The 25,573-nt window shown below is 66.8% G+C and carries 26 protein-coding genes; 11 read left to right on the plus strand and 15 right to left on the minus strand.

Going from position 1 to position 25,573, the window contains the following annotated elements; all coding sequences use genetic code 11:
- Positions 1 to 28: 28 nt before the first annotated feature.
- From Q0Q48_RS15495 to mazG, 9 genes are all read left to right on the plus strand, one after another.
- Positions 29 to 1,033: a septal ring lytic transglycosylase RlpA family protein gene (locus Q0Q48_RS15495; protein ID WP_295139393.1), complete on the plus strand. Its 1,005-nt coding sequence runs from the start codon at positions 29 to 31 to the stop codon at positions 1,031 to 1,033.
- Complete coding sequence (locus tag Q0Q48_RS15500) at positions 1,017 to 2,309, plus strand: D-alanyl-D-alanine carboxypeptidase family protein (RefSeq protein WP_295139397.1); 1,293 nt, start codon at positions 1,017 to 1,019, stop codon at positions 2,307 to 2,309. The genes Q0Q48_RS15495 and Q0Q48_RS15500 overlap by 17 nt, the downstream gene beginning before the upstream one ends.
- Positions 2,306 to 2,944: a dTMP kinase gene (gene tmk / locus Q0Q48_RS15505; protein ID WP_295139399.1), complete on the plus strand. Its 639-nt coding sequence runs from the start codon at positions 2,306 to 2,308 to the stop codon at positions 2,942 to 2,944. The genes Q0Q48_RS15500 and tmk overlap by 4 nt, the downstream gene beginning before the upstream one ends.
- A 3-nt stretch (positions 2,945 to 2,947) precedes the next feature.
- The gene (locus tag Q0Q48_RS15510) at positions 2,948 to 4,078 is read left to right on the plus strand and encodes a DNA polymerase III subunit delta' (RefSeq protein WP_295139401.1); all 1,131 of its coding nucleotides are present in this window, start codon (positions 2,948 to 2,950) and stop codon (positions 4,076 to 4,078) included.
- A 154-nt stretch (positions 4,079 to 4,232) separates the two neighbouring features.
- The gene (gene metG / locus Q0Q48_RS15515; protein ID WP_295139404.1) at positions 4,233 to 5,840 is read left to right on the plus strand and encodes a methionine--tRNA ligase; all 1,608 of its coding nucleotides are present in this window, start codon (positions 4,233 to 4,235) and stop codon (positions 5,838 to 5,840) included.
- A gap of 1 nt (position 5,841) precedes the next feature.
- Entirely contained in the window at positions 5,842 to 6,630 is a 789-nt protein-coding gene (locus Q0Q48_RS15520) for a TatD family hydrolase (RefSeq protein ID WP_295139407.1), read from the plus strand.
- A complete protein-coding gene (locus tag Q0Q48_RS15525) occupies positions 6,621 to 7,391 on the plus strand; it encodes an MBL fold metallo-hydrolase (RefSeq protein WP_295139410.1) in 771 nt (256 codons plus the stop codon). Before Q0Q48_RS15520 ends, Q0Q48_RS15525 begins: the two co-directional genes overlap by 10 nt.
- Positions 7,392 to 7,475: 84 nt before the next feature.
- Complete coding sequence (locus Q0Q48_RS15530) at positions 7,476 to 8,135, plus strand: hypothetical protein (protein WP_295139413.1); 660 nt, start codon at positions 7,476 to 7,478, stop codon at positions 8,133 to 8,135.
- Positions 8,136 to 8,209: 74 nt separating this feature from the next.
- The gene (mazG, locus tag Q0Q48_RS15535) at positions 8,210 to 9,040 is read left to right on the plus strand and encodes a nucleoside triphosphate pyrophosphohydrolase (protein ID WP_295139416.1); all 831 of its coding nucleotides are present in this window, start codon (positions 8,210 to 8,212) and stop codon (positions 9,038 to 9,040) included.
- A 3-nt stretch (positions 9,041 to 9,043) separates the two neighbouring features.
- Here mazG and Q0Q48_RS15540 read toward each other — a convergent pair whose 3' ends face one another.
- From Q0Q48_RS15540 to dusB, 11 genes are all read right to left on the minus strand, one after another.
- Complete coding sequence (locus tag Q0Q48_RS15540; protein WP_295139419.1) at positions 9,044 to 9,877, minus strand: inositol monophosphatase; 834 nt, start codon at positions 9,875 to 9,877, stop codon at positions 9,044 to 9,046.
- A gap of 5 nt (positions 9,878 to 9,882) precedes the next feature.
- Positions 9,883 to 10,170, minus strand: a complete 288-nt coding sequence (locus tag Q0Q48_RS15545; protein ID WP_295139422.1) for a co-chaperone GroES — start codon at positions 10,168 to 10,170, stop codon at positions 9,883 to 9,885.
- A gap of 71 nt (positions 10,171 to 10,241) precedes the next feature.
- Complete coding sequence (gene hflX / locus Q0Q48_RS15550) at positions 10,242 to 11,597, minus strand: GTPase HflX (RefSeq protein WP_366915289.1); 1,356 nt, start codon at positions 11,595 to 11,597, stop codon at positions 10,242 to 10,244.
- A gap of 1 nt (position 11,598) precedes the next feature.
- Complete coding sequence (gene hfq / locus Q0Q48_RS15555) at positions 11,599 to 11,844, minus strand: RNA chaperone Hfq (protein WP_068189217.1); 246 nt, start codon at positions 11,842 to 11,844, stop codon at positions 11,599 to 11,601.
- Positions 11,845 to 11,950: 106 nt separating this feature from the next.
- Positions 11,951 to 12,607, minus strand: a complete 657-nt coding sequence (locus Q0Q48_RS15560; RefSeq protein ID WP_295139427.1) for an HAD family hydrolase — start codon at positions 12,605 to 12,607, stop codon at positions 11,951 to 11,953.
- Positions 12,604 to 13,467 (minus strand): D-amino-acid transaminase, encoded by an 864-nt coding sequence (dat, locus tag Q0Q48_RS15565; protein ID WP_295139429.1) that lies wholly within the window; start codon positions 13,465 to 13,467, stop codon positions 12,604 to 12,606. The genes Q0Q48_RS15560 and dat overlap by 4 nt, the downstream gene beginning before the upstream one ends.
- 15 nt (positions 13,468 to 13,482) lie before the next feature.
- Positions 13,483 to 14,892, minus strand: a complete 1,410-nt coding sequence (locus tag Q0Q48_RS15570) for a sigma-54 dependent transcriptional regulator (protein WP_295139432.1) — start codon at positions 14,890 to 14,892, stop codon at positions 13,483 to 13,485.
- A gap of 32 nt (positions 14,893 to 14,924) precedes the next feature.
- Entirely contained in the window at positions 14,925 to 17,117 is a 2,193-nt protein-coding gene (locus tag Q0Q48_RS15575; RefSeq protein ID WP_295139435.1) for a PAS domain-containing sensor histidine kinase, read from the minus strand.
- A gap of 43 nt (positions 17,118 to 17,160) precedes the next feature.
- Complete coding sequence (gene ntrC, locus Q0Q48_RS15580; protein ID WP_295139439.1) at positions 17,161 to 18,636, minus strand: nitrogen regulation protein NR(I); 1,476 nt, start codon at positions 18,634 to 18,636, stop codon at positions 17,161 to 17,163.
- Entirely contained in the window at positions 18,633 to 19,742 is a 1,110-nt protein-coding gene (locus Q0Q48_RS15585) for an ATP-binding protein (RefSeq protein ID WP_295139442.1), read from the minus strand. The genes ntrC and Q0Q48_RS15585 overlap by 4 nt, the downstream gene beginning before the upstream one ends.
- Positions 19,742 to 20,749, minus strand: a complete 1,008-nt coding sequence (gene dusB, locus Q0Q48_RS15590; protein ID WP_295139445.1) for a tRNA dihydrouridine synthase DusB — start codon at positions 20,747 to 20,749, stop codon at positions 19,742 to 19,744. The genes Q0Q48_RS15585 and dusB overlap by 1 nt, the downstream gene beginning before the upstream one ends.
- Before the next feature lie 122 nt (positions 20,750 to 20,871).
- On the opposite strand from dusB, the gene Q0Q48_RS15595 reads away from it, so the two are divergent.
- Positions 20,872 to 22,035, plus strand: coding sequence for a bifunctional 2-C-methyl-D-erythritol 4-phosphate cytidylyltransferase/2-C-methyl-D-erythritol 2,4-cyclodiphosphate synthase (locus Q0Q48_RS15595; protein ID WP_295139448.1), 1,164 nt, complete (start codon positions 20,872 to 20,874; stop codon positions 22,033 to 22,035).
- Positions 22,036 to 22,042: 7 nt separating this feature from the next.
- Positions 22,043 to 22,534 (plus strand): CinA family protein, encoded by a 492-nt coding sequence (locus Q0Q48_RS15600; RefSeq protein ID WP_295139451.1) that lies wholly within the window; start codon positions 22,043 to 22,045, stop codon positions 22,532 to 22,534.
- Positions 22,535 to 22,536: 2 nt separating this feature from the next.
- Here the strand turns inward: Q0Q48_RS15600 and Q0Q48_RS15605 are convergent, their stop codons facing one another.
- The 4 genes from Q0Q48_RS15605 to Q0Q48_RS15620 form a co-directional block, all read right to left on the minus strand.
- Positions 22,537 to 23,004: a type II toxin-antitoxin system RatA family toxin gene (locus Q0Q48_RS15605; protein ID WP_295139453.1), complete on the minus strand. Its 468-nt coding sequence runs from the start codon at positions 23,002 to 23,004 to the stop codon at positions 22,537 to 22,539.
- A gap of 7 nt (positions 23,005 to 23,011) precedes the next feature.
- Positions 23,012 to 23,971: a lipoyl synthase gene (gene lipA / locus Q0Q48_RS15610; protein WP_295139456.1), complete on the minus strand. Its 960-nt coding sequence runs from the start codon at positions 23,969 to 23,971 to the stop codon at positions 23,012 to 23,014.
- Between the two features lie 6 nt (positions 23,972 to 23,977).
- Positions 23,978 to 25,390: a dihydrolipoyl dehydrogenase gene (lpdA, locus tag Q0Q48_RS15615; RefSeq protein WP_295139459.1), complete on the minus strand. Its 1,413-nt coding sequence runs from the start codon at positions 25,388 to 25,390 to the stop codon at positions 23,978 to 23,980.
- Positions 25,391 to 25,399: 9 nt separating this feature from the next.
- Positions 25,400 to 25,573, minus strand: a 174-nt coding sequence (locus tag Q0Q48_RS15620; RefSeq protein WP_295139471.1) for a 2-oxo acid dehydrogenase subunit E2, incomplete at its 5' end; no start/stop codon positions are given.

Consider the following 25,573-nt stretch of genomic DNA (forward strand, 5'->3'; position numbering starts at 1 on the left):
CCTCTCCGGCACACTTCGCCTTTGCGGCATGGCGGCCCTGGCCGCCAGCCTTGCGGCCTGCGGTTCGTCGAGCAAGGGAGGGGGAACTCCCGGCAGCAGCGTGGCCCAGCGCGGAACGTACAAGGTGGGCCAGCCCTACAAGATCGACGGCGTGACCTATACGCCACGGGAAACCTTCAACCTTACGGAGACCGGTACCGCTTCATGGTACGGGCCGGGCTTCCACGGCAAATCGACGGCCAACGGTGAGCGTTACGACCAGGCCGATCGGACCGCGGCCCATCGCACCCTGCAAATGCCGGCCATCGTGCGGGTCACCAATCTTGAGAACGGGCGCAGCACGGTGGTGCGGGTGAACGACCGCGGACCTTTTGCCCGCAGCCGGGTCATAGACCTGTCGCGCACCGCGGCGGAGGAAATCGACATGGTCGGGAAGGGCACCGCACGGGTCCGTATCGACCAGCTTGAGGCCGAGAGCCTCGCCGTGAAGGACGTCGCCCTGAGCGGCGGCGGCCCCGCGGAACAGCAGCAGGCCGTGGCCCAGCTCGCGAGCGGCAGCCGCGCCGCTCCGACCGCGCCGGTACAGCCCCCGGCGCCGGTGCCCGTGGCCGCCCCGCCGCCGCCGGTCATGCAGGCCTCGTACACGCCGCCGCCCGCACCGGCGCCGGCACCAGCGCAGACCGTGTATACGACGCCGCCGCGCAACATTCCGTTCGGCGCGCCGAGATCCGCGTCCGGCGACGTCCCGCCGACCATCGCTTCGCTTGCGGCGACGACCAGCACGGCCGCGCCGTCGTCACAGCTCAGCGGCTTCTTCGTGCAGGTCGGTGCCTTCTCGACCCATGAAAATGCCGAGCGCCAGCGCAATGCGGTGCGGAGCTACGGCAATCCGGAAGTGTCCCAAGTCTCGGCCAATGGACGCGATGTTTATCGCGTGCGGCTGGGGCCCTATACCACTCCCGATGCCGCCGGCATTGTCGCCGACCGGCTCAAGCGTTCAGGCTATGGGGATGCCCGTGTGGTCTCTGAATAACCCGATGCGCGTCTTCGCGACGCTTCTCGCCGCGGCCGGCATCGCCGGCCTCTCGATCGTTGCCTACGCCCAGCAGGACCCGCCGAAGAAGCCGGCGACCCAGCAGAAGCCGCCGGCCAAGCCGCGGGCCCCCGCCGCGACGGCGGCCAAGCCGGCGCCCAAGGAACCCGCCGCACCCAAGGTCGAATCGCTGCCGCCCTCGCAGGTCGGCATCGGCACGCTGGCGCGCCACGCCTTCATGGTCGATCCGCAGACCTCGACGGTGCTCCTCTTCAAGGACGCCGAGACGCCCATGCCGCCTTCGTCGATGGCGAAGATGATGACGATCTACATCGTCTTCGACGAGCTGGCTGCAGGCCGGCTGAAGCTCGACACGCGCTTCCGGGTCAGTGAGAAGGCCCGCAACATGGGCGGCTCGCGCATGTTCCTCGAGCTCGGCAGCGAGGCCACGGTCGAGGACCTGATCAAGGGCATGATCATTCTGTCGGGCAACGATGCATGCGTCGTCATCGCCGAGGGACTCGCCGGCAGCGAGGAGGCCTTCGCCGAGCGCATGAACAAGCGCGCAAAAGAAATCGGCATGACCAAGACGGTGTTCAAGAATGCGTCGGGCTGGCCGGCCGAGGGCCAGTACACGACCGGGCGCGATCTCGCCTTGCTCGCCTGGCACACGATCGACAACTACCCACAGTACTACAAGTACTATTCCGAGACGAACTGGACCTACAACAACATCCGGCAGGAGAATCGCAATCGGCTGCTGAAGATCACGCCGGGCACCGACGGACTCAAGACGGGCCATACGGAAGAGGGCGGGTACGGCCAGACCACTTCGGCCGTGCGCGACGGACGCCGCCTCATCCTGGTCGTCAACGGGCTCACGTCGATGGCGGAGCGCGCGCAGGAGACGGCACGGCTGATGGAATGGGGGTTCCGCGAGTCGACCAACATCACGGTGTTCCGCGCCGGCGACACGCTGGTCGAGGCGCCGGTATGGCTCGGCGCACAGGACAAGGTGCCGCTGGTCATCCCGAAGACCGTGCAGCTCACGATGCCCGCGGGCCAGGCGGTGACGCCGCGCGTCGTCGCGCGCTTCGATGGGCCGATCGCCGCGCCCATCATCAAGGGCACGAAAGTCGGAACCGCCGTCGTCACACTGCCCGACAACCGGACGATGGAGTATCCGCTGGAAGCGGGTGCCGACGTGCCGCGCATGGGCGTGTTCGGCAGGATTGCCACGATGGTGCAGCATTACATGTTCGGCTGGCTGTCGTGACGGAAGGCGCGAGAGGCCTTTTCATCACGCTGGAGGGCGGAGAAGGGGCGGGCAAGTCGACACAGGTCGCCCGCCTCAAGGAATGGATCGAAGCGCGGGGGCATAGATGTATCGCCACCCGCGAACCGGGCGGCGCGCCGGGCGCCGAGATGGTGCGCAAGCTCCTGGTCGAGGGGCCCGCAGAGCGCTGGGACGGAGTTACCGAGGCGCTGTTACACTTCGCGGCCCGCCGCGAGCACCTGCGCAGCACGGTGCTGCCCGCCGTCGGGAGCGGCACCTGGGTCGTCTCCGACCGATTCGCCGATTCCACCATGGCCTATCAGGGTTATGGCCACGGCGCCGACCGCGCCATGCTGGGCACGCTCTACGATATCGCCGTGGGTGATTTCCGACCCAACCTCACCCTCATCCTCGACCTGCCGGTCGAGATCGGCCTGAAGCGGGCCGCGGCGCGGCGGGGCACGGAAACGCGCTACGAATCTCTACCGCACGACTTCCACGAGCGCGTGCGTGCTGGTTTCCTTGACATCGCCGAAGCCGATCCCACGCGCTGCATCGTGATCAATGCCACCGCCGGTATCGACGAGATTGCGAAGGCGATCGCCGACGCGGTGACAAGGCACTTGGGAGCCTGAGCCGTGGCCCGGGGCAAGACGCCGTCCGATCCGGCCGAGTTGGAGAAGCTCGAATGGCCCTATGGCTGGCCGCCGCCCTGGCGCAACGACCGGCTGATCGGCCATGAGCAGGCCGAGCAGACGATGCTGGCGGCGCAGCAGAGCGGCCGGCTCCACCATGCCTGGCTGCTGGCGGGCCCGCGAGGCATCGGTAAGGCGACCCTGGCCTGGCGCTTCGCGCGCTTCCTGCTGGCGGGCCACGACCAGGGTGGATTGTTTGGCGGGGGACCGGAGTCGCTCGACGTATCGGCCGACGCGCCGGGCCGCCACCTGATCGATGCACGCTCGCATCCCGATCTCTTCCACCTCCGCCGCGCGCTAAACCACGACACCGGCCGTATCCGCGCCGAGATCGCGGTCGACGACGTGCGCGGACTGGGCGAGTTCATGCACATGACGCCGGCGATGGGAAAATGGCGCGTCGCCATCGTCGACTCCGCCGACGAGATGAACCGCAACAGCGCCAACGCCGTGCTGAAGATCCTTGAGGAGCCGCCGCCCAACGCGGTGCTGCTGATCGTGTCGCATGCGCCGGGCCGCCTGCTGCCGACCATCCGCTCACGCTGCCGGCGCCTGCCGCTGCAGCCGCTCGACGAGGATACGGTCGTAAGGCTGCTGGGCGACTATGCGCCGGAGACCAAAGACGAGGAGAGAAGGGCGCTTGCCCGTCTCGCCGAAGGCAGCATCGGTCGCGCCCTGGAACTGGCGGGCGCCGGCAGCCTCGACCTCTATCGCGAGATGGTCGAGGTGCTGGCGACCCTTCCCGACCTCGACATGCCACGGCTGCACGGTTTTGCGGAACGCTTCGCCAAACGCGGCGAGGAGGCGAATGCCGATTGGCGCGCGCTCAACTATCTGTTCGACGGCTGGCTGAAAGGGCTGATGCGGCAGGCGGCACTCGCCACGGAAGCTGCACCTGTCGTGCCGATGGAGAGCGGGCTGCGGGGAAGGCTGCTGGCGGCCGCCAGCCTGGATCGCTGGATGGCGGCCTCGGAGCATGTCGCGATGCTCTTTTCACGGGCCGACGCCGTCAATCTCGACCGCAAGCAAACCGTCATGGGCAGCTTCCTCGCGCTCCAGTCCGCGACGCGCTGAGCGGTGCCTTGATCCAGGGCGGGAGGCATGGGAAAAGACCGCCCATGTTGCCTCGGTCCGACATCGGAGACTCGCTGCCCTGCGAACGAATGCGGGACTGAACGCGCTTGAGTCTCGTGCCCCGGAAGGGGCGGCCGTTCGGAGTTCAGTCATCATGTCGGGCAAAAGCACCTATTACGTCACCACGCCGATCTACTACGTCAACGACGTCCCCCATATCGGGCACGCCTACACGACGCTCGCCTGCGATGTGCTGGCGCGCTTCAAGCGGCTCGATGGCTACGACGTTCACTTCCTGACCGGCACCGACGAGCACGGCCAGAAGATCGAGACGGCGGCGGCGGCCGCCGGCCTGCCGCCGCAGGCCTTCACGGACAAGGTGAGCCAGTCGTTCCGCGACCTGATCGGCGTGATGAACTACAGCCCCGACAACTTCATCCGCACGACCGAGCCGCGCCATTACGCGGCCTGCCAGGCCCTGTGGGAGAAGCTGGTCGCGGCGGGCGACATCTATCTCGGCAAGTACGCCGGCTGGTACTCGGTGCGCGACGAAACCTACTTCGTCGAGGGCGAAACCGAGGTCGGACCGGACAACAAGCGCCGCGCCACCTCGACTGGCGCCGAGGTCCAGTGGGTCGAGGAGCCGTCCTACTTCTTCAGGCTTTCGGCCTGGGCCGACCGGCTGATCGAGTTCTACGAGAAGAACCCCTCGTTCATTGGCCCCGACAGCCGGCGCAACGAGGTGTTGAGCTTCGTGAAGGGCGGCCTGCAGGATCTCTCGGTGTCGCGCACCAGCTTCTCGTGGGGCATTCCCGTGCCGGGCGACGAGAAGCACATCATGTACGTGTGGCTGGACGCCCTCACCAACTACATCACCGAGTGCGGCTACCCCGACCAGACCAACCCGCTGTGGAAGTACTGGCCAGCCGACCTGCACATGGTCGGCAAGGACATCATCCGCTTCCATTGCGTGTTCTGGCCGGCCTTCCTGATGGCCGCGAGCCTGCCGCCGCCGCAGCGTGTCTTCGCGCACGGCTGGTGGACCAACGAGGGCCAGAAGATCTCGAAGTCGCTGGGCAATGTGATCGACCCGGTGGAGCTGGTGAATACCTTCGGGCTCGACCAGGTGCGCTACTTCCTGCTGCGCGAAGTGCCCTTCGGCAATGACGGCGACTTCCAGCGCCGCGCCCTGATCGGCCGCATGAATGCCGACCTCGCCAACGCCTACGGCAATCTCTGCCAGCGCGTCCTGTCGATCGTCGCCAAGAATTGCGGCGAGAAGGTTCCGCCGAAGGGTGAGTTGATCGAGGCCGACGCCGTGCTGCTCGAGCGTGCGCGCGGCCTGCTGCCCATCGTGCGGGCCGAGCTCGACGAGCAGGCCTTCCACAAGGCGCTGACCGCCATCTGGGAAGTGATTGCCGACGCCAACCGCTATGTCGATGCGCAGGCACCGTGGGCGCTGGCCAAGACCGATCCGGTGCGGCGCGACACGGTCCTGTGGGTCCTGGCCGAGACGATCCGGCGGGTCACCCTGCTGGTGCAGCCATTCATGCCCCAGTCGACGGCGAAGATCCTCGACCAGCTCGCGGTCGCGCCCGAGAAGCGCGTCTATGCCGCCTTCGACGAGGAGCTGATCCCTGGCACGGCGCTGCCGCCGCCGCAGGGCGTGTTCCCGCGCTTCGTCGAGCCGGCCCTTGCCGCGGCGCCGGCCAAGCCACCGAAGCAGTCCAAGGCCCCGAAGCAGCCGAAGGCCGCCGGCTGACATGCTGATCGACAGCCACTGCCATCTCGACTTCCCGGAGCTGACAACCGACGAGTCGGGCGTGCTGGCGCGCGCCCGGACGGCGGGCGTCGCCGGCATGCTGACGATCGGCACGCGGCTCGACCAGTTCGAGCGGGTGAGGGCGATCGCCGAGCGCCACGACAATGTCTGGTGCTCGGTGGGCGTTCATCCGCACGAGGCGAAGGAGGAGGGGCAACGCACCCCCGACCGGCTGATCGAGGCGACGCGGCATCCCAAGGTCGTCGGCATCGGCGAGACGGGGCTCGATTTCTACTACGAGCACAGCCCGCGCGAAGAGCAGGCCGAGAGCTTCCGCGCCCATATCGCCGCATCGCGCCAGACGGGGCTGCCGCTGATCGTCCATACGCGCAACGCCGACACAGAAACCGGCGACATCCTGGAGGACGAATACGGGCAGGGCGCCTTCCCCGGCCTGATCCATTGCTTCAGCTCGGGCCGCGCCGTGGCCGAACGCGCGCTGGCGCTCGGCTTCTACATCTCGATCTCGGGCATCGTGACCTTCAAGGCGGCCGAGGAACTGCGCGTCATCGTGCGCGACGTGCCGCTCGACCGGCTTCTGGTCGAGACCGACGCGCCCTACCTGGCGCCGGTGCCGAAGCGCGGCAAGACCAACGAGCCCGCGTTCGTCGCCCATACGGCGGCCAAGGTGGCGGAACTCAAGGGCGTTAGCCTGGCGGAGCTGGAGGCCACGACGACCGACAATTTCTTCCGGCTGTTCACCAAGGCGGAGCGTTCCCGGTGCGCGTGACGATCCTGGGCTGCGGGACATCGGCCGGGGTTCCCCGCGTCGGCGGGCCGGGCGGGAAGGGCGAGTGGGGGGCGGCCAATCCGTCGGACCCGCGCAACCGCCGCACCCGCTGCTCCATCCTGGTGCAGGACCAAGGCAAGACCCTGCTGATCGACACCTCGCCCGACGTGCGCAGTCAGCTTCTCGCCGCCGAGGTCGAGCGGATCGACGCCGTGATCTGGACCCACGACCATGCCGACCAGTGCCATGGGATCGACGATCTGCGACCCTTCGCGCTGCGCCACGGCCAGATCGAATCGTGGTCGGACGAGCGGACCTATGGCGTGCTCAGCCGGCGTTTCGGCTACTGCTTCCAGGCCGAGGGGAACGGCTTCTACAATCCGATCTACCGCCACACGGTGATCTCCGGCCCCTTCCACGCCGCGGGCCTTCCGGTCGTTCCCTTCCTGCAAGACCACGGAACGATCCCGTCGCTGGGCTTCCGTTTCGGCGCGGTCGGCTACGCCAACGACGTCGTCATGCTGCCCGAGGAATCGCTTGTGGCGCTCGAAGGCGTCGAGGTGCTGATCGTCGATGCGATGCGTTACCGGCCGCATCCGACTCATGCCCATCTCGATCGCGCCCTGGAATGGATCGAACGGCTCAGGCCGCGGCGCGCGTTCTTGACGAACCTGCATGTCGATATGGACTATGCCGAAGTCGACCGGACGACACCGGCTCACGTTACGCCTTGCCACGACGGTCTGCAAATCGACGTCTAGGGTGAATAATTGTTATATTCCAGATGGATATGCGATAATGCTAATCTAACGCACGAGCGTAAACGAAAGGAGTCCGGACGCCGGATGTTCCTCTCGGCCGTCGGGGCGGTCGTTCTCATGGCCCCGGTGGCGGCACTCCACGCCCAGACGAACAATCGGCTCGACCCCGGCGGGCTCACATTTCGAGACTTCGGCGTGCCCGACAACGGCGCGAGCTATACCCGCGGCGAACAGAGCATCGGCGGCGGTACCACACAGAAATTCACCCGCGTCCTCGGCATCGACCCGGCCAGCCAGGCGGTGCGGCTGCGCTTCGATTCGGTGAAGGTCGAAGTGCTGCTGCCCATGGGCTGGCAGGCCAGCGAGGATGGGGAGCGGGGCGTCGCCTACACGAGCGACAAACGCATCCGCCTGATCGTCTGGCGCGTCGACTTCGCCTACGAGGGCGTCCGGGATGCCGAGCACTATGCCGCCACCAAGGCCGGCTCCATGAAGGCCCGCCGCCCAGGCGTGCAGGCCCAGGCCCGCAAGCTCCGGGACGGGAGCTTCGTGATCGTCTACGAGAACGTGCCGAAGGGACCGTCCGACAATAGCGGGCCGCGGACCGTCTTCGACCTGATCATTCCGGATCCCAGGAACCCGAAGGTCGCGGTCCTGGTCACGCTCGGCATGCCGGCAAGCGAGGCCAGTCGCGGCCTGCAGCTCCTGGCTCTTATAACGCAAAACATGCATATCGACTGGTAATCATATGATACTGATATGATATCCATATTTGTCATAATATATATTATACGATAATCGGGAATGAGTTCGACGCCATGACTTCAGGCAAGCCCACCCCGGAATCCCTGCCCAAGGAACCGCTCCCGCGGCTACTGGCCGTCATGGCCTGGCTCCGCGACCGCCAGCATGGTTGCCCCTGGGACATCGACCAGACTTTCCGGACCATCGCGCCGTACACGATCGAAGAAGCCTACGAGGTCGCCGACGCGATCGAGCGCGACGACATGCCGGCGCTGAAGGAAGAGCTTGGCGACCTGCTGCTTCAGGTCGTCTATCACAGCCAGATCGCCAGCGAAGCCAAGGCCTTCGCCTTCGACGACGTCGCGGCCGCCATCGCCGACAAGATGGTCGACCGCCACCCGCACGTCTTCGGCGACATGGATGTCCGCACGGCTGAGGCCCAGACCGTGTCCTGGGAGGCGCGCAAGGCGGCCGAACGGGCTGCAAAGGGCACCACCGAGGGCGCGACTGGTGCTCTCGACGGGGTGGCGCGCGCCCTTCCCGCCCTGATGCGAGCCGAGAAGATCCAGAAGCGGGCGGCCCGGGTCGGCTTCGACTGGGCCACGCTCGGGCCAGTCATCGACAAGATCGAGGAGGAGCTGAAGGAACTGCGGGCGGAGCTGGAGGCCGGAAAGGTCGAGCAGGCCAAGGTCGCGGACGAACTAGGCGATGTCCTGTTCGCGGTCACCAACCTCGCCCGCCACTGCAAGGTCGACCCGGAGGTGGCGCTGCGGGCCACCAACGACAAGTTCGAGAAGCGCTTCCGCCACATCGAGCGCCGCCTTGCCGAGAGTGGCCGCAAGCCCTCCGACGCCAACCTCGAGGAGATGGAAGCCCTCTGGCAGGAGGCCAAGGGGCAGGTCTGAGGGCTACGGCTTCGGTGTCAGCAGCGGCATGCGCGACGTTTCGAGCAGTGCCTTCGCCTCGCTCAAGGCCTCTTCGGTCGAGGCTGTGATCAGGCCAGCGTTCAGCGGCTGGGCCGGCATGTAGGGCGCCGCGCCGAACTGCACGGCGCCGCCGCCCGCTTCCCGCATCATCAGCGTGCCGGCGGCATGATCCCAGGGTTTGGTCGTGCGGTAGAGGCTGAAATTCGCACGGCCCGCGAGGATCTCCAGATACTCGGCGCCGGCGCAGCGCAGCGTGGTGATGGTGCCGAGACGGCCGCGCTGCTCCGGGCTCAGTTGCTCATCGAAGGACTTGGCAATCTTGTAGCCTACGAAGCCGTTGAGCAGTGCCGCCGCCGGCTTGCCGCGAACCAGATCGCCATCGAAGCGCACCCCCGCCCCGCGCTCGGCTACGGCCAGGCGGTCGTTCGGCACATCGAGGATCCAGCCGGCGACCGCAGCGGCATCCTGCACCAGACAGATGATCATCGCGAAACGATCGCGGCCGGCAGCGAAGTTCGCCGTGCCGTCGAGGGGATCGACGATCCAGCAGGCCTCGCCCGGCCGGGCGACGAGATCGAGCAGGCCGGGATCCTTCTCGACAGCCTCCTCGCCCACGACCGGCACACCGGGCAGGATCTTCGCCAGCCCGCTGGCCAGCCGCTGTTCCGACGCCACGTCGGCCACGGTGACGATATCACCCGGCCGCTTCTGACGGACCTCGTCTTTGGCAAGATTGCGGAAACGGGGCAGCAGCTCGGCTGCCGCCGTCTCGCGCATGAGTTCGACGACCCGTGCCGAGTCGCCGGAACCGAGCATCGACCTCAGCCGACGACGCCGAAGAGGTCCTCTTCCTTCAGGATCACATGATCCTCGCCGCCGAGCTTGACCTCGGTGCCGGACCACTTGCCGTAGAGAACCGTATCGCCGACCTTGACGCCGAGCTCCTGCAAGCGGCCGTCCTCGAGGCGGCGGCCCTTGCCGACCGCGACGACCTTGCCCTGCATGGGTTTTTCCTGGGCGGTGTCGGGGATGATCAGTCCGCCCTTGGTGCGGGTCTCGGCGGCCACCGGCTTCAGCAGAATTCGATCGTGCAAAGGCTTGAAAGCCATGGTGTTTCCCTCGTCCTGAGAATGTTGGGCGCTTATAGGAAGGGCGCCCGCGGAGTGTCAACGCAGAGGTATCAGCGCGCTTGCTGGCGGCGCTCGAACTGGGCGGTCGCGGCAGGATCCAGCGCCACCGTCAGCCAGGCGGTGTCCCCCTCGTCCCGGCGGCTGCGAACCTCGCCGTGCCGGTATAGCCAGGCGATGGTCGCGCCGTCGGCCAAGGGCACGGAAACCTCGCGCGCCTCGCCGGCCGCACCCAGCAGGTCGGCGATGGCATTCAGGAGCCGGTCAACCCCCTCTCCCGTCAGCGCTGACACGGAGTATTGCCGCGACCTCTCGGCACCGGTGGCCGTACGGGTCTCGAGGGTCGAGCGCATCTCTTCGGGCAGCGCATCGACCTTGTTCAGGGCCTCGATGAACGGACGGCCGCCCGCCTCGTCCAGCGCGCCGAGTTCACGCAGCACCTCTTCCACGTCGGCGCGCTGCTGCTCGGTATCGGGATGGGAGATGTCGCGCACATGCACGATCAGGTCGGCCTCGATCACCTCTTCGAGGGTCGCGCGGAAGGCAGCGACCAGGTGCGTCGGCAGATCCGAAACGAAGCCGACCGTGTCGGAGAGGACGCACGACTTGCCGTTGGGCAGCTTGATCGACCGCATGGTCGGGTCGAGCGTGGCGAACAGCAGGTCCTTGGCCATCACCTCGGCACCCGACATGCGGTTGAACAGCGTCGACTTGCCGGCGTTGGTGTAACCCACAAGCGCCACGGTCGGCAGCCGAGCCTTCTTGCGGCCGGCGCGATTGACGGCGCGCGTCTTGCGCACGCTTTCGAGATCGCGCTTGATCCTGACTATCCGCTCGCCGATCAGGCGCCGGTCGATCTCGATCTGCGATTCGCCTGGACCGCCCAGGAAGCCGAAGCCGCCGCGCTGCCGCTCGAGATGGGTCCAGGACCGCACCAGGCGGCCGCGCTGGTAGTCGAGCGCCGCCAGTTCGACCTGCAGCCGTCCCTCATGCGTGCGAGCGCGCGCGCCAAAGATTTCTAGGATCAGACCGGTACGGTCGATGACTTTGGTCTGCCAGGCTTTTTCAAGGTTGCGCTGCTGGACCGGCGTAAGCTTGTCGTCGACCACGACCAGGCCGATGCCCAGTTCCTCGACCGCGGCGGCCATGCGCGCAACGACACCCTTGCCCACGAGGGTCGCAGGGGTCACTTGCCGCAACGGCGCTACCTGTGCCACCCGCACGTCGAGATCGATCGCACGGGCAAGCCCCACCGCCTCTTCGAGCTTGGCTTGGCTGTCGCGCTCGCTGCGTCCTCGCAGACGCTGCTCGAACGGACACAGGACCGCGGCCACCGTGGCGGGCCGCACGGTGTCCAGCGGCTTGCGGGTGCGCTTTTCGAAGTCGTCCTGCTCGAATTCGTCGATCAAATCAGCCTGCGTCGGCTTTGTCCCCGTCGAACAGCTGCACCGGAGTGACCGGCATAATCGTCGAGATCGCATGCTTGTAGACAAGCTGCGAATGCCCGTCGCGGCGCAGCAGCACCGAGAAATTGTCGAACCACGTGACGATGCCCTGCAGCTTGACGCCGTTCACGAGGAAGATCGTGACCGGAGTCTTGTTCTTCCGAAGGTGGTTCAGGAAGACGTCCTGAACGTTCTGTGCCTTTTCGCTCATATTGTTGGCCTCTTGGTGGGCGGCCGGCTGCCCGAGGGGGTGGCCGGTTGGGGGTACGGGGTCTCTCCCCGCTACCGATTCGCCTCGTATATAGGGGAGGTTGGTCTCAAAGCAATGCCACCAGCTGATGACAATTGCGCGCTCGCAGTCTCGGCGGATGCTCCAGCAGGGAGCCGGACAACTCGTCCGCGCCCCCCACGAGAACGGGAAGACACCCCGCCGCGTGTGCACTCTTGAGGTCGGCAGGGGTGTCACCCACCATCCACACGCTGTCGTCCGGGGCAATTCCCGTGCCGTCGAGCGCCAGGTAGATGGGGTCCGGCGCTGGTTTGTCGCGGGCGGCGTCGCGCGCCCCGACCGAACGGGCGATCCACCGATTCCAGCCGAGATGGGCGACCTCGGCGCGGAGATTGTCGCCCACCTTGTTGCTGACGATCGCCACATACAGGCCCTTGGCGTGGCAATGCGCCAGCAAGGTGTCCGCCCCCGCCAGCGGCTCGAGCCGTTCGAGGTGGATGCGAAAGAAGGTCTCGTAGAACACCCGCTCCGCCTCGGCCGCACGTTCGCCGAACAGGGTCGGGAAGACTTCGCGCAGGGAGCCGTGGGCACGGTCCTGGACCTCCGCGGCCGTCCAGGGCACCAAGCCCAGCGCCGTGAAGGTGTCACGGTAGCATTCGACGATGGTCGGCCAGGTGTTGACCAGCGTGTTGTCCCAGTCGAACAGGACGGCGCGGGGCGGTTTCAGGCCCTCGGGCAGGCTCACGTAACCGCCTCGCCCGCCTCCGAGAAGCGGACATACTCCTCACGCAGACGTCTCGCTGTGGCGCCGACCTTGCCGTCGCCGACCTTGTCGCCGTCGATCTTGACCACCGGCGTCACGAAGGAGGTGGCGCTGGTGATGAAGGCTTCCTTCGCCTTCTTGGCCTCATCCAGGGTGAAGGGTCGCTCGACGAACTTCAGCTGCAGCGAATTGCAGATCGACTTCAGCGTCTGCCGCGTGATGCCGGACAGGATGCCGTTGTCGGTCTGGCGCGTCACCAGTTCGCCATCGTCGGTCACGATCCAGGCATTGGTCGACGCGCCCTCGGTGACGCAGCCCTTCTCGTCGAGCAGCCAGGCCTCGTAGGCGCCGGCCTCGCGCGCCGCCTGCTTGGCCAGCACGTTCGGCAGCAGCGCGACCGTCTTGATGTCGCAGCGCTCCCAGCGGATGTCGGGCATGCTCTTCACGGCGACGCCGGGGCCGGCATCGGCCACGATGTGCTTGGTGGCCTTGGTCGTCATCACCAGGGCGGGCTTCACCGGCGTGGTCGGAAAGCCGTGATCGCGCCGGGCGACGCCGCGCGTCACCTGGATGTAGACTAGGCCATCGCGCAGGCGGTTCTTCCGCATCAGCTCGCGCAGGATGAAGCCCATGGTGTTGCGCGACACCGGCCAGCCGATCCGCAGTTCCTTCAGCGAGCGGTCGAGCCGGTCAATGTGCGGCTTCTCGTCGATCAGCTTGCCGTCGCGTACGCCCACGACCTCGTAGACGCCGTCGGCCAGCTGGTATCCGCGATCCTCGATATGGACGCTCGCTTCGCGATGATCGACGTACCGACCGTTGACATAGGCATAACGCGCCATGACGCCCTCTCCTCCTCAGACCGGCGGCTCGGCGCCGGTACCCTCGAGCGACCCGCCGTGCAGGCCGAGCGACTTCAGCTTGCGGTGCAAGGCCGAGCGCTCCATGCCGACGAAGGTCGCCGTCCGTGAAATGTTGCCGCCGAAGCGCGTCACCTGCGCGAGCAGGTATTCGCGCTCGAAGACTTCGCGCGCGTCGCGAAGGGGCAGCTGCATGATCTCCCCGCCCTTCTCCCAGCGCAGCACCGACGGCGCATCCTCGCTCACGTCGTTGGGCAGGACGTCCGCGCGGATCGGCGCGCCGCCCGGCGGCGCCAGGATCAGAAGCCGCTCGATGACGTTGCGCAGCTGGCGCACGTTGCCCGGCCAGTCGTGGCCCTGAAGCGCCGCCTGCGTGTCCTCGCCGATCGAGCGCGCCGGCAGGCCGGTGGCGTCGGCGACGCGCTTCAGCAGGTCGAGCGCGAGCTCGGGAATGTCTTCGCGGCGCTCGCTGAGCGGCGGCACGCGCAGGCCGACGACGTTCAGGCGGTGGAACAGGTCCTCGCGGAACCGGCCGGCGGCGATCTCTTCCTGGAGGTCGCGCGCCGTCGTCGCCAGGACACGCACGTCGATCTCGACCTTGGTTTTGCCGCCATCGCGGGCATAGGACTGTTCGTGCAGCACCCGGGCCAGCCGGCCCTGCAGCGCCAGCGGAAGGTCCGCCACTTCCTTGAGCACCAGCGTGCCGCCATGGGCCATTTCGAAGGCGCCTGACACCCGCAATGCCTCGGCCTCGGTATCACCGTCGGTGCCGAACAGTTCGATCTCCAGCCGCTCGGCCGGCAGGGTCGAGCAGTTGACGACGACGAATGGTCCATCGGCGCGCTTCGACCCCTGGTGGATCAGCCGCGCGACCGTCTCCTTGCCAGAGCCGGAGGCGCCGGTGATGAGGACGCGGCTGCCGGTCGGCGCCACCTTCTCGATCTGCGCCCGCACGTTGCCGGCGTCGCTGGAGGAGCCGACGAAGGTCACCTCGCCGCCGGCGCGCCGGCGGAGCGCCACGTTCTCGCGCTTCAGCCTGTCCGCCTCGATGGCGCGATCGACGACCAGGAGCAGGCGATCGGCCTTGAAGGGCTTCTCGACAAAATCATAGGCGCCGCTCTTGATCGCCGACACGGCCGTGTCGATCGTGCCATGGCCGCTGATCATCACGACCGGGATCGGCGGATCCTCGCGGCGGATGACTTCCAGGATCTGCAAGCCGTCGAGCTCGCTGCCCTGCAGCCAGACGTCGAGAATCACCAGGGCCGGGCGGCGCTGGCGAACGGCTTCGATCGCTTCGGTGCTGTTGTGGGCACGCCGCGCGGTGTGGCCCTCGTCCTCGAGAATGCCGGCGATCAACGTGCAGATATCGCGTTCGTCGTCGACGATCAGAATATCGTGGGCCATGTCACTTCAAGCAGCCCGCATGGAACGGCGGATCATTGTGCGGCCGTCGCGTGAGGTCGAGCCGACGCGATTTCCTTCGCGTCTCGCCGGAATACCAGACTGATGCGGGCACCGCCACCCTCGCGATCCTCCAGCGACAGGAACCCGCCATGGTCCTCCATGATCTTCTTCACGATCGCCAGTCCCAGGCCCGTGCCCTTGCTGCGCGTCGTCATGTAGGGCTCGGTCAGGCGCTCGCGCCCCTCCTTCGGCAATCCCTTGCCATTGTCCTCGATCACGACTTTCACGCCGGCGCCATCCTCCTGAAGGCTCAGCGTGATCTCGCCCTGTGGCAAAGGCGTGTCCGGGTTCTCATCCCTGCCCTCGATCGCCTCGGCCGAGTTCTTGAGGATGTTCGTCAGCACCTGCGACACCTGGCGGCGATCACAATTCAGCGGCACCGGATGGCCAGGCAGGTTCGCCGTGTAGCGAATCCCGGGATTGCCGTTTCGTTGCAGGAAAAGCGCCTGCTGGCACATCTCCTTCGCATCCTCCTCCTTCACCGTCGGCCGCGGCATGCGGGCGAAGGACGAGAACTCGTCGACCATGCGCCCGATGTCGCCGACCTGCCGGACGATCGTGTCGGTGCACATCGAGAAGGTCTCGGGGTCTTCCTTGATCTGCTTCAGATAACGCCGCTTCAGCCGCTCGGCGGAGAGCTGGATCGGCGTCAGCGGGTTCTTGATCTCATGCGCGATGCGGCGGGCGACGTCGCCCCAGGCGGCCATGCGCTGCGCCGACATCAGGTCGGTGACGTCGTCGAAGGTGACGACGAAGCCCGCACCCGTGGCAGCGCTGATGCGGACCAGCAGGATCTGCCGCGCGCCGCGCTGCAGGATCTCGACCTGGCCCTGGGTCATTCGATCCGGCCGCTCCGCCGCCTGCGCGACCAGCGGTCCCAGTTCCGGCATCACCGCGATCAGTGGCCGTCCCAGAACGCCATCCTCGGGCAGGGCCAGCAGATCGAGCGCCGAGCGGTTGGAGCGCATCACGATGCCCTCGCCGTCGACGCTCAGCACGCCGGCGGAGACGCCCGCGAGAACCGCGTCCGTCAGACGGCGCCTCGTGTCCAGCTCGGTATTGGCGTGAACCAGCTCGCCGCGCTGCTGTTCGATCTGGCTGGCCATGCGGTTGAAGGATCGCGCGAGCTGGCCCAGCTCGTCGTTCGGTGGTCCCTCCTCGACGCGGGCACTGAGATCGCCGCCGCGCACTCTCTCCGCCGCCAGCATCAGGCCGCCGATCGGCTCGGTGAGGCGGGTGGCGAACAGGATGGCGAGCCATACCGCCGCCAGCAGCATCAGGAAGGCGATGGCACCGCAGACCACGAAGATGATGAGCTGGCTGCGGCGCAGTGCCGATTCGATCTGCGAATAGAAGGAGCCCGCGAACTCGATGCTCTTGATGTAGTCGACCACTCTCAGGTCGACTGCGTGCCCGGTCGCGAGAAATAGCGGCTCGCCGACGAAAAGCTGCATCACGAAGTAGGCACCGGTCGGCGATTCGATCTGGACCGGCCGCGCCTGGTTCACTGCCTGCCAGAGGAACTGCGCCGGCGGCACCGGGTTGGCCATGCCTGTCGCATCGGGCGCCCTGGCCTGGGCGATCACTCCCTTGTCGGCGTCGAGCACGGTGGCCTCGATGATCGGCCGTCCCTCGATCAGGCGCTCCAGCATCGCCTTGGTCGCGGCCGGATCGCGCACCGCGTCGACGCCCTCGGCCTGCAGCGGGGCCGAAATGGCCTCGATGTCGTTCAGTATCTCCTGCTCGCGGGCGCGCCGCACCGGCTCGCCGATGGCGCGCGCCGCCTCGTAGGAGGCCTGTGAGGGCTTCACGACGAAGTCGGTGAGGCTGATCACCAGCAGCGACAGGATGATGGTCACGATGACCGTCGGCGTGATGGTGAAGACACTGCAGACCAGCACGAGCCGCATGTGCAGGCGCGAGCCCGCGGCCCCGCGCCTTCGGTCGAGCCAGAGCTGGGTGAGTCGCACGGCGACCACGGAGACCAAAGCGATCGCGATGACGAGGTCGGCCACGAGCAGCCCCGTCATCCAGCCACGCGTGCCGAACGACTCGGGCACGAAGCCCGCGAGCCACGCATAGGTCGCGCCGCCGGCGGCCATGGCGAGAACGGCCAACGAGACGGCGGCGATGCGGCCGCTGAGGCTGCGAAGCACCGCGCTCATCTTGTCGCCCAAGCGTGAAACGCCCAGCGCAGCTGTCACGAAATCACCCGCCTCGGCGAACCTGCGGCGTGCGAACCACGGGGACGTCGAGGTCCTTTATCTTCTTGCGCAACGTGTTGCGATTGAGCCCCAGAAGGCGGGCCGCGCGCAACTGATTCCCGCGTGTAGCGCCCAACGCCAGGGCCAGCAACGGCCGCTCGACCTCGGAAATGACACGATCGTACATACCGTCTGGTGGCAGCCGATCGCCATGCGCCGCAAACAGCGACTGCAGATGGCGGTCGACGGCATCGGCCAGGGAGATATCCTCGCCCGCCTCCGACGACGACGGTCCGTGATCGATCGCCGAAACCGCGTCTGCAAGCTCCGCCTCGATCGTCTCTACTCCGATGATCTCCTCGGAATAGAGTGCGGACAGGCGGCGCACCAGGTTCACGAGCTCGCGCACATTGCCTGGCCAGCGATGCTGCTTCAGCCGGGCCATCGCCTCGGGCGACAGAACCTTGGTCGGCAATCCGTCGGCGGTCGCGGCCTGCAGGTAGTGGTTGGCGAGTTCGGGAATGTCATCGAGACGCTCGCGCAGCGGCGGCAGGCGGATCGGCACGACATTGAGGCGATAGAACAGGTCCTCGCGGAACAGGCCCTGCTGGATCAGACGGCGCAGGTCGCGATGGGTTGCCGCCACGATGCGCACATTGGCCTTGATCGGCGTGCGGCCGCCGACCGTCATGTACTCGCCTTCCTGCAGTACGCGCAGCAGGCGCGTCTGCGCCTCGGGCGGCATGTCTCCGATCTCGTCGAGGAACAGCGTGCCGCCGGAGGCCTGCTCGAACTTGCCGGCCGACCGCTGCACCGCGCCGGTAAAGGCGCCGCGCTCGTGGCCGAACAGCTCGCTCTCGATCAGTTCGCGCGGGATCGCGGCCATGTTGAGCGCGATGAAGGGTCCTTTCCGGCGCTTGCCGTAATCGTGCAGCGCACGCGCGACCAGTTCCTTTCCGGCGCCCGATTCGCCTGTGACCATGACCGTGAGGTCGGTCGACATCAGGCGCGCGAGCGTGCGGTAGATTTCCTGCATCGCCGGCGACCGGCCGATCAGCGGCAGGCGCTCGCCCTCTTCCGGCAGAGACGGCGAACGCGCCATCGAGGCCGCCGGCGCCGACAGTGCGCGGTTCACGACCGAAATCAGCTCGTTCAGGTCGAAAGGCTTCGGCAGGTATTCGAACGCGCCGCGCTCGGTCGCGCGGACGGCCGTCAGCAGGGTCGACTGCGCGCTCATGACAATGATGCGCAGGTCCGGCCGCAGCTTGCGGATGCGCGGCACCAGGTCGAGTCCGTTCTCGTCCGGCATCACCACATCGGTGATGACGAGCTGGCCCTCCCCTTCCTGGACCCATTGCCAGAGCGTGGAGGCGGTGCCGGTGCTGCGGACCGTGTGACCCTGCCGGCCGAGGGCCTGGTGCAGGACGGTGCGGATGGCGCGGTCGTCGTCGGCGACGAGGATCGTGGTGCCGGCGCTCATGGCGCGGCCTGCGGGAACTGAAGCGGCAACATAACCCTGAATGATGTACGACCCGGCTCGCTATCGAACTCGATTGCACCGCCATGGTCGTTGATGATCTTCGCGACCAAAGCAAGACCCAGGCCAGTTCCGGTCGGCTTGTTCGTGACGAACGCGTCAAACAGGTGACTGCGCAGTTCGTCGGGTACACCCCGGCCGTTGTCACGCACGGAAACCACCAGCGGCAGGTTCACCCTCGCCTGCTGACCCGGAACGGCCAGTCGCAATCCGTGCCGATAGGCGGTGGACAATTCGATCTCACGATCGGTGTCGCCGGGAACCTCGCAGGCATTCTTCACCAGATTCAGGAAAACCTGGATCAGCTGGTCGCGGTCGCCATGCACGTCGGGCAACGACGGATCATAGGTCTCGATGAAGCGCACGCCTTTGCCGAAACCGTTCTGCGACAATCGGCGGACATGGTTGAGCACCTGGTGGATGTTGATGGGGCCACGTTCGATAGGACGGCCGTCGGCGAAGGCTTCCATCCGGTCGACCAGGGCCACGATGCGGTCGGTCTCCTCGCAGATCAGCTCGGTAAGCTCCCGCTCGGAATCCGGTACCGACTGTTCGAGGAGCTGCGCCGCGCCGCGGATGCCGGACAGCGGGTTCTTGACCTCATGCGCCAGCATGGCGGCCAGCGCGCTCACCGAGCGGGCGGCGCTGCGGTGGGAGAGCTGGCGGTCGATGCTGCGGGCGATCGTCTGCTCGACCAGGGAGACCGCAACCAGCCCGTCGCTGTCGACGATCGGCGACAGGCGCAGTGCGCAGAAGCGGGTGCCGATACGCGGCGAAGCGAGCGTAACGCCGTTCTCGGCGACCGCGCCGCCGGTCGCCATGACCTGCTCCAGCAAGGAGAAGAGTGGCGTGTCCTCGGGCACGAATTCGCTCAGCGGATGGCCGACGAGGCGAGCTCTGCCGACGCCGAAGAACTGCTCGGCCGAGAGGTTGGCGTAGTGCATCAGGCCGTTCGCATCGACCACGATGATGGCTTCCGAGAGCGAATCGAGGAGAGCCGTCGGAAACTGATCGCTCATACCGTTCCGTTTGAGTGGGCGCAGGGACATCAGGCTGCCTGCCGCTCCACGGCCGGCAGGAAGAACGAGGCGAGCATGCTTCGCACCTTGCCGGCATCGGTTTCACGGTTGAGCGCCGCCCGGAAATCGGCCGAAGCGGGAAGCCCCTTGGAGTACCAGCCGAGATGCTTGCGGGCCATGCGGACCCCGGTCTCGAGGCCATAGTGCTCGAGCATCGACTCGAAATGAGTCCGCACCGCCGCATACTGTTCGGCAATCGAGGGATCGCGCAGCCGTTCGCCGGTCCGGAGATAGTGGATCGCCTGGTTTAGGAACCATGGACGGCCATAAGCGCCGCGGCCGATCATGATTCCGTCGGCACCGGACTGTTCGAGCGCCTGATCGACGTCGTCGAGCGTATTGATGTCGCCGTTGACGATCACCGGCAGGTTCGTTGCCGCCTTCACGTTGCGGACGAACCCCCAGTCGGCATGACCGTCGTAGAAGTCGCAACGCGTGCGGCCGTGCACGGTCAGCATCCGGATGCCGCACTCCTCGGCGATGCGCGCGAGGTTGGGCGCATTCCGGTTGGTCGAGTCCCAGCCAGTGCGCATCTTCAGCGTGACCGGGAGCTTCACCGCCTTAACGGTCGCTTCAAGGATCTTCGCGGCATGCACTTCGTCACGCATCAGCGAGGAGCCGGCGTGGCCGTTCACCACTTTCTTCACCGGACAGCCGAAATTTATGTCGATGATCGCCGCTCCGCGATCCTCGTTGAGTTTCGCCGCCTCGGCCATCACTTCGGGCTCGCAGCCGGCGAGCTGGACCGACATGGGGAACTCTTCCGGCGTGGTCTTGGCCATCAGCAGGGTCTTGCGGTTCTCGCGAACCATCGCTGCGGAGGCGATCATCTCCGAGACGACCAAGCCGGCCCCGCGGCGCTTCACCATCTGGCGGAAGGGCATGTCGCTGACGCCCGACAGGGGTGCCAGGATGACGGGATCCTCGATACGGACGGGTCCGATGTCGACGGGTTTGAGACGGTGTGCGTTTTGCATTCTTTGTTCAGTTATTAGGCATCTTGTGCAGTGCACAATATTTAATCGAGCAATAGCGGGTCCGGTCGACGGGCGCAAGGGCTCGCAGTGCGCCCGCGTCAAAGCCTGCTAGATTGAGCAAAATGCGTAGAGTCACTGCCCTGATCGTCGCGGCCGGCCGCGGCAGCCGCTTCGGTGGCCCACTGCCCAAGCAATATGCGCTTTTGGGTGGCCAGCCCGTCCTGCGCCGGACCATCGCCGTCTTCCGGACCGCCCCCGAAATAGACCGCGTTCTGGTCGTGATCGCCCCGGGCGACGCCCCCCACTACGAGGCTGCGACCGCCGGACTCGGCCTGCCGAATCCGATCCTGGGAGGCGCCAGCCGCCAGCAATCGGTGCTGCACGGGCTGGAGGCGCTGGCTGCCACGCCCCCGGATCTTGTTGCCATCCACGACGCCGCCCGCCCGTTTGTCCGCCCTGCCGACATCGAGGCCTGTCTTGCCGCCGCTTCATCCGAGGGTGTCGACGGTGCCGTCCTCGGCATCCCGCTCGCCGACACGTTGAAGCGCGTCGGCGACGGAAACGCCGTAACGGCGACGGTGCCGCGGCAAGGTTTGTGGCGGGCACAGACGCCGCAGGTCTTCCGCTTCGGGCCTCTGCTCGCCGCGCACCGCGCCGCTGCATCACTCGGTGCCGTCGAGACGACGGCGCTCACCGACGACGCGGCTGTGGCGGAGCGCGCCGGACTGAAGGTTGTCATGGTGGCGGGCAGCGAAGATAACCGAAAGATCACCACGGTCGAGGACCTCGGAACCATGCACATGGAAACCCGCACCGCCCTTGGCTTCGACGTCCACGGCTTCGCCCCGGGCAATGCCGTCATGCTGGGCGGCGTCGCTGTTCCGCACAGCCAGGCGCTGGCCGGCCATTCCGACGCCGACGTGACGCTGCATGCGCTGACCGACGCCGTGCTGGGCACGATCGGGGCCGGCGACATCGGCAAGCACTTCCCGCCCTCCGATCCGCAATGGCGCGGCGCCTCGTCCGACCGGTTCCTGCGGCATGCCGTCGATCTCGTGACGGCGCGCGGCGGGCGCGTCGTTCACCTAGACGTAACGATCGTCTGCGAAGCCCCCAAGGTCGGGCCGCACCGCGCCGCCATGGTGAACAGCATCGCCCGGATCGCGGGCGTTTCGGCCGACCGCGTGAGCGTCAAAGCCACAACGACCGAAGGACTGGGATTCACCGGCCGGCGCGAAGGCATCGCGGCGCAGGCCATCGCGACCGTAGAACTGCCAGGGAGCTGAACAGAAGATGTTCGACCACGAGATGCGCGAAGCCGCGGAGCATGTCCTGTTCACGTGCCGCAAACGCGGCTTCAAGGTGGCCACCGCCGAGTCTTGCACCGGCGGCCTGATCGCTGCGGCCCTGACGGCCATCGCCGGCTCGTCCGACGTCGTCGACCGCGGCTTCGTCACCTATTCCAACGAGGCCAAGCGCGAGATGCTGGGCGTGCCGTGGGATGCGATCGTGAGCCACGGTGCGGTGAGCGAGCCGGTCGCGAGGGCGATGGCCACGGGCGCCCTCGCCCGCTCCGGCGCGCAGCTCTCAGTCTCGGTGACCGGTATCGCGGGGCCCGGCGGTGGGTCGGCTGAAAAGCCCGTCGGCCTCGTCCATTTCGGCGCGGCCCGAACGGGTTTCGAGCCGATTGCCGAGCATCACGTCTTCCCGGGAGACCGGGACGGCATTCGCCGCCTGACGGTGATCACCGCGCTGGCGATGCTGGCCAAGCTGGCGGAGCGGTAGTCTCAGGAGGACGCGACGGCGGGCTTCCCGTAGAGCTGCGCCGCCCTCGCCTCGAATGCGGACACCATGCGGCGGACGGCTTCGGCGAACAGCAGCTGCACCGTCTTCTGCAGCAGCAGCGAACGGAAATCGAATTCGAGCTCGAAGTTGATCTGCGTGCCTTCGGGATGGGGACGGAAAAGCCAGCGGCTCTTGAGCAGCCGGAATGGGCCCTCGATGCCGGTCGTAACGATCCTCATGCCATCGGGATCGTCGGGGAACAGTTCGACGCGCGAGACGAACTTCTCGTGGAACGGCCCGAAGCCGATCGCCAGCTCGGCGATCTCGACGTTCGGCCCTTCCCGCCGCCGGACGCGCCCGGCGAAGCACCAGGGCAGGAATTCCGGATAGCGCGGCACGTCGGCCACCAGGTCGAACAGCTGGCGCGGTTGGAACGGAACGACACGCCGTTCCTGATGACGCGTAGCCAAGGAGCCGTCAGCCTTTGAGCTGCGCCTGACGCGCGGCCTTGAGGCGCGCGAAGTCGTCTCCCGCGTGATAGCTCGAGCGGGTTAGCGGCGAAGACGACACCATCAGGAAGCCCTTGGCCCGCGCCATCTGAGCCAGTTCCGAGAACTCGGCCGGCGTCCAGAAACGGTCGAGCGCGGCGTGCTTGGGCGTCGGCTGCAGGTACTGGCCGATCGTCAGGAAGTCGACGTCCGCGGCGCGGAGGTCGTCCATGACCTGCAGGATTTCCTCGCGCGTCTCGCCCAGCCCGACCATCAGACCGGACTTGGTGAACATCGCGGGATCGATCTCCTTTACCCGCGACAGCAAACGCAAGGACGTGAAGTAGCGCGCGCCCGGGCGGATGGTCGGATAGAGGCGCGGCACGGTCTCGAGATTATGGTTGAAGACGTCGGGGCGCGACGCGACCACTGTCTCGATGGCACCCGGCTTGCGCATGAAGTCCGGCGTCAGGATCTCGATCGTGGTCGTGGGCGCCGACTTGTGCAGCGCCGTGATCACTTCGGCGAAGTGCCCTGCCCCGCCATCGTCCAGGTCGTCGCGGTCGACGGACGTGATCACGACATGGCCAAGGCCGAGCTTGCCGACGGCCTCGGCGATGTTGGCCGGCTCGTGCGGATTGAGTGCCCCCGGCTTGCCTGTCGCCACGTTGCAGAAGGCGCAGGCCCGCGTGCAGGTCTCGCCCATGATCATGAAGGTCGCGTGCTTCTGCTTCCAGCACTCGCCGATGTTCGGGCAGGCTGCTTCCTCGCACACGGTCGTGAGCTTGAGGTCGCGCATCAGCCGCTTGGTCTCGGCATACTGCGGCGAGTTGGGCGCACGCACCCTGATCCAATCCGGCTTGCGCTGGATGGGATTGTCGGGGCGATGGGCCTTTTCCGGGTGACGCTCGGCCCGGGTCAGGGAAAGCTTGTCGAGGGTTCCGTCCATGATGGCCTAGATATGGAGCGTCCGGCCGTAGGCCGCCAGTACCGACTCGTGCATCATCTCGGATAGCGTGGGATGCGGGAATACCGTGGCCATCAGCTCGGCTTCGGTGGTCTCCAGCGTCTTGGCGATGCTGTAGCCCTGGATCAGCTCTGTCACCTCGGCGCCGATCATGTGGGCGCCCAGAAGCTCGCCGGTCTTTGCATCGAAGATCGTCTTGATGAAGCCCTCGGGCTCGCCCAGCGCGATCGCCTTGCCATTGCCGATGAAGGGGAACTTGCCGACCTTGAGCTCCAGCCCCTTGGCCTTGGCGGTGGCCTCGGTCAGGCCGATGCTCGCGACCTGAGGCTGGCAGTAGGTGCAGCCCGGGATATTCTCGGTCTTCATCGGGTGCACGCCCTTCACCCCGGCGATCTTCTCGACCACCAGGACTCCCTCGTGCATCGCCTTGTGGGCGAGCCAGGGCGGGCCGGCGACGTCGCCGATCGCATAGACGTTGGGCTCGCCGGTCGCTCCCCACTGGTCAATCACGATGTGGGTCTTCTCGACCTTCACCTTGGTGCCTTCGAGGCCGATATTCTCGACGTTGCCCACGATGCCGACGGCGCTGATGACGCGGTCGACCGTGATCTCCTGCGCCTTGCCGCCGACCGTGATGGTGGCCGTAACGTTGTTGGCGCCCTTCTTCAGGTTCGACACGGTGGCGCTGGTCAGGATCTTCATGCCCTGCTTCTCGAAGGCACGCTTGGCGAAGGCCGAGACCTCGGCGTCCTCGACCGGCAGCACGCGGTCCATGACCTCGGCCACCGTCACCTCGGCGCCCATGGTGCGGTAGAAGCTCGCGAATTCGATGCCGATCGCACCCGAGCCGATGACCAGCAGCGACTTCGGGAACTCCGGCGGCACCATCGCTTCCTTGTAGCTCCACACCAGCTTGCCGTCGGCCTCGAGGCCGGGAAGCTGGCGCGCGCGGGCGCCGGTGGCGAGGATCACGTCCTTCGCCGTCAGGGTGAGATTGCTCTTGTCCTTCAGGGCGACGGCGACCTTGCGCTTAACCCCGTCGGTACCCGCAAGCTTCGCCGTGCCGTCGAACACCGTGATCTTGTTCTTCTTCATCAGCATCGAGACGCCGTTGCTGAGCTGGCTCGCCACTTTGCGCGAGCGCTCGACGATCTTCTTCGGATCGAACGAGACGTCCTTCACCGACAGGCCATAGGCCTCGGCATGCTTGATGAGGCCGTAGACCTCCGAGGTGCGCAGCAGTGCCTTGGTCGGGATGCAGCCCCAGTTGAGGCAGATGCCGCCCATGTGCTCGCGCTCGACCACGGCGGTCTTGAGCCCGAGCTGGGCCGCGCGGATAGCCGCGACGTAGCCGCCCGGTCCACCGCCGACAATGATGAGATCGAAACTGGTTTCGGCCATGACGTGCTCCTAGGCCAGCATCGCGGCGGGTTGCTCGATATACGACTTGAGCGTCTGCAGGAACTGCGCGCCCAGGGCGCCGTCCACCACGCGGTGATCGACGGCCAGCGTGCAGCTCATGATGTTGCGGATGACCATCTCGCCCTTGCGGACGACCACCCGCTCCTCGCCCGCGCCGACGGC

It is taken from the genome of uncultured Reyranella sp. (assembly GCF_945957355.1).
Classification (GTDB): domain Bacteria; phylum Pseudomonadota; class Alphaproteobacteria; order Reyranellales; family Reyranellaceae; genus Reyranella.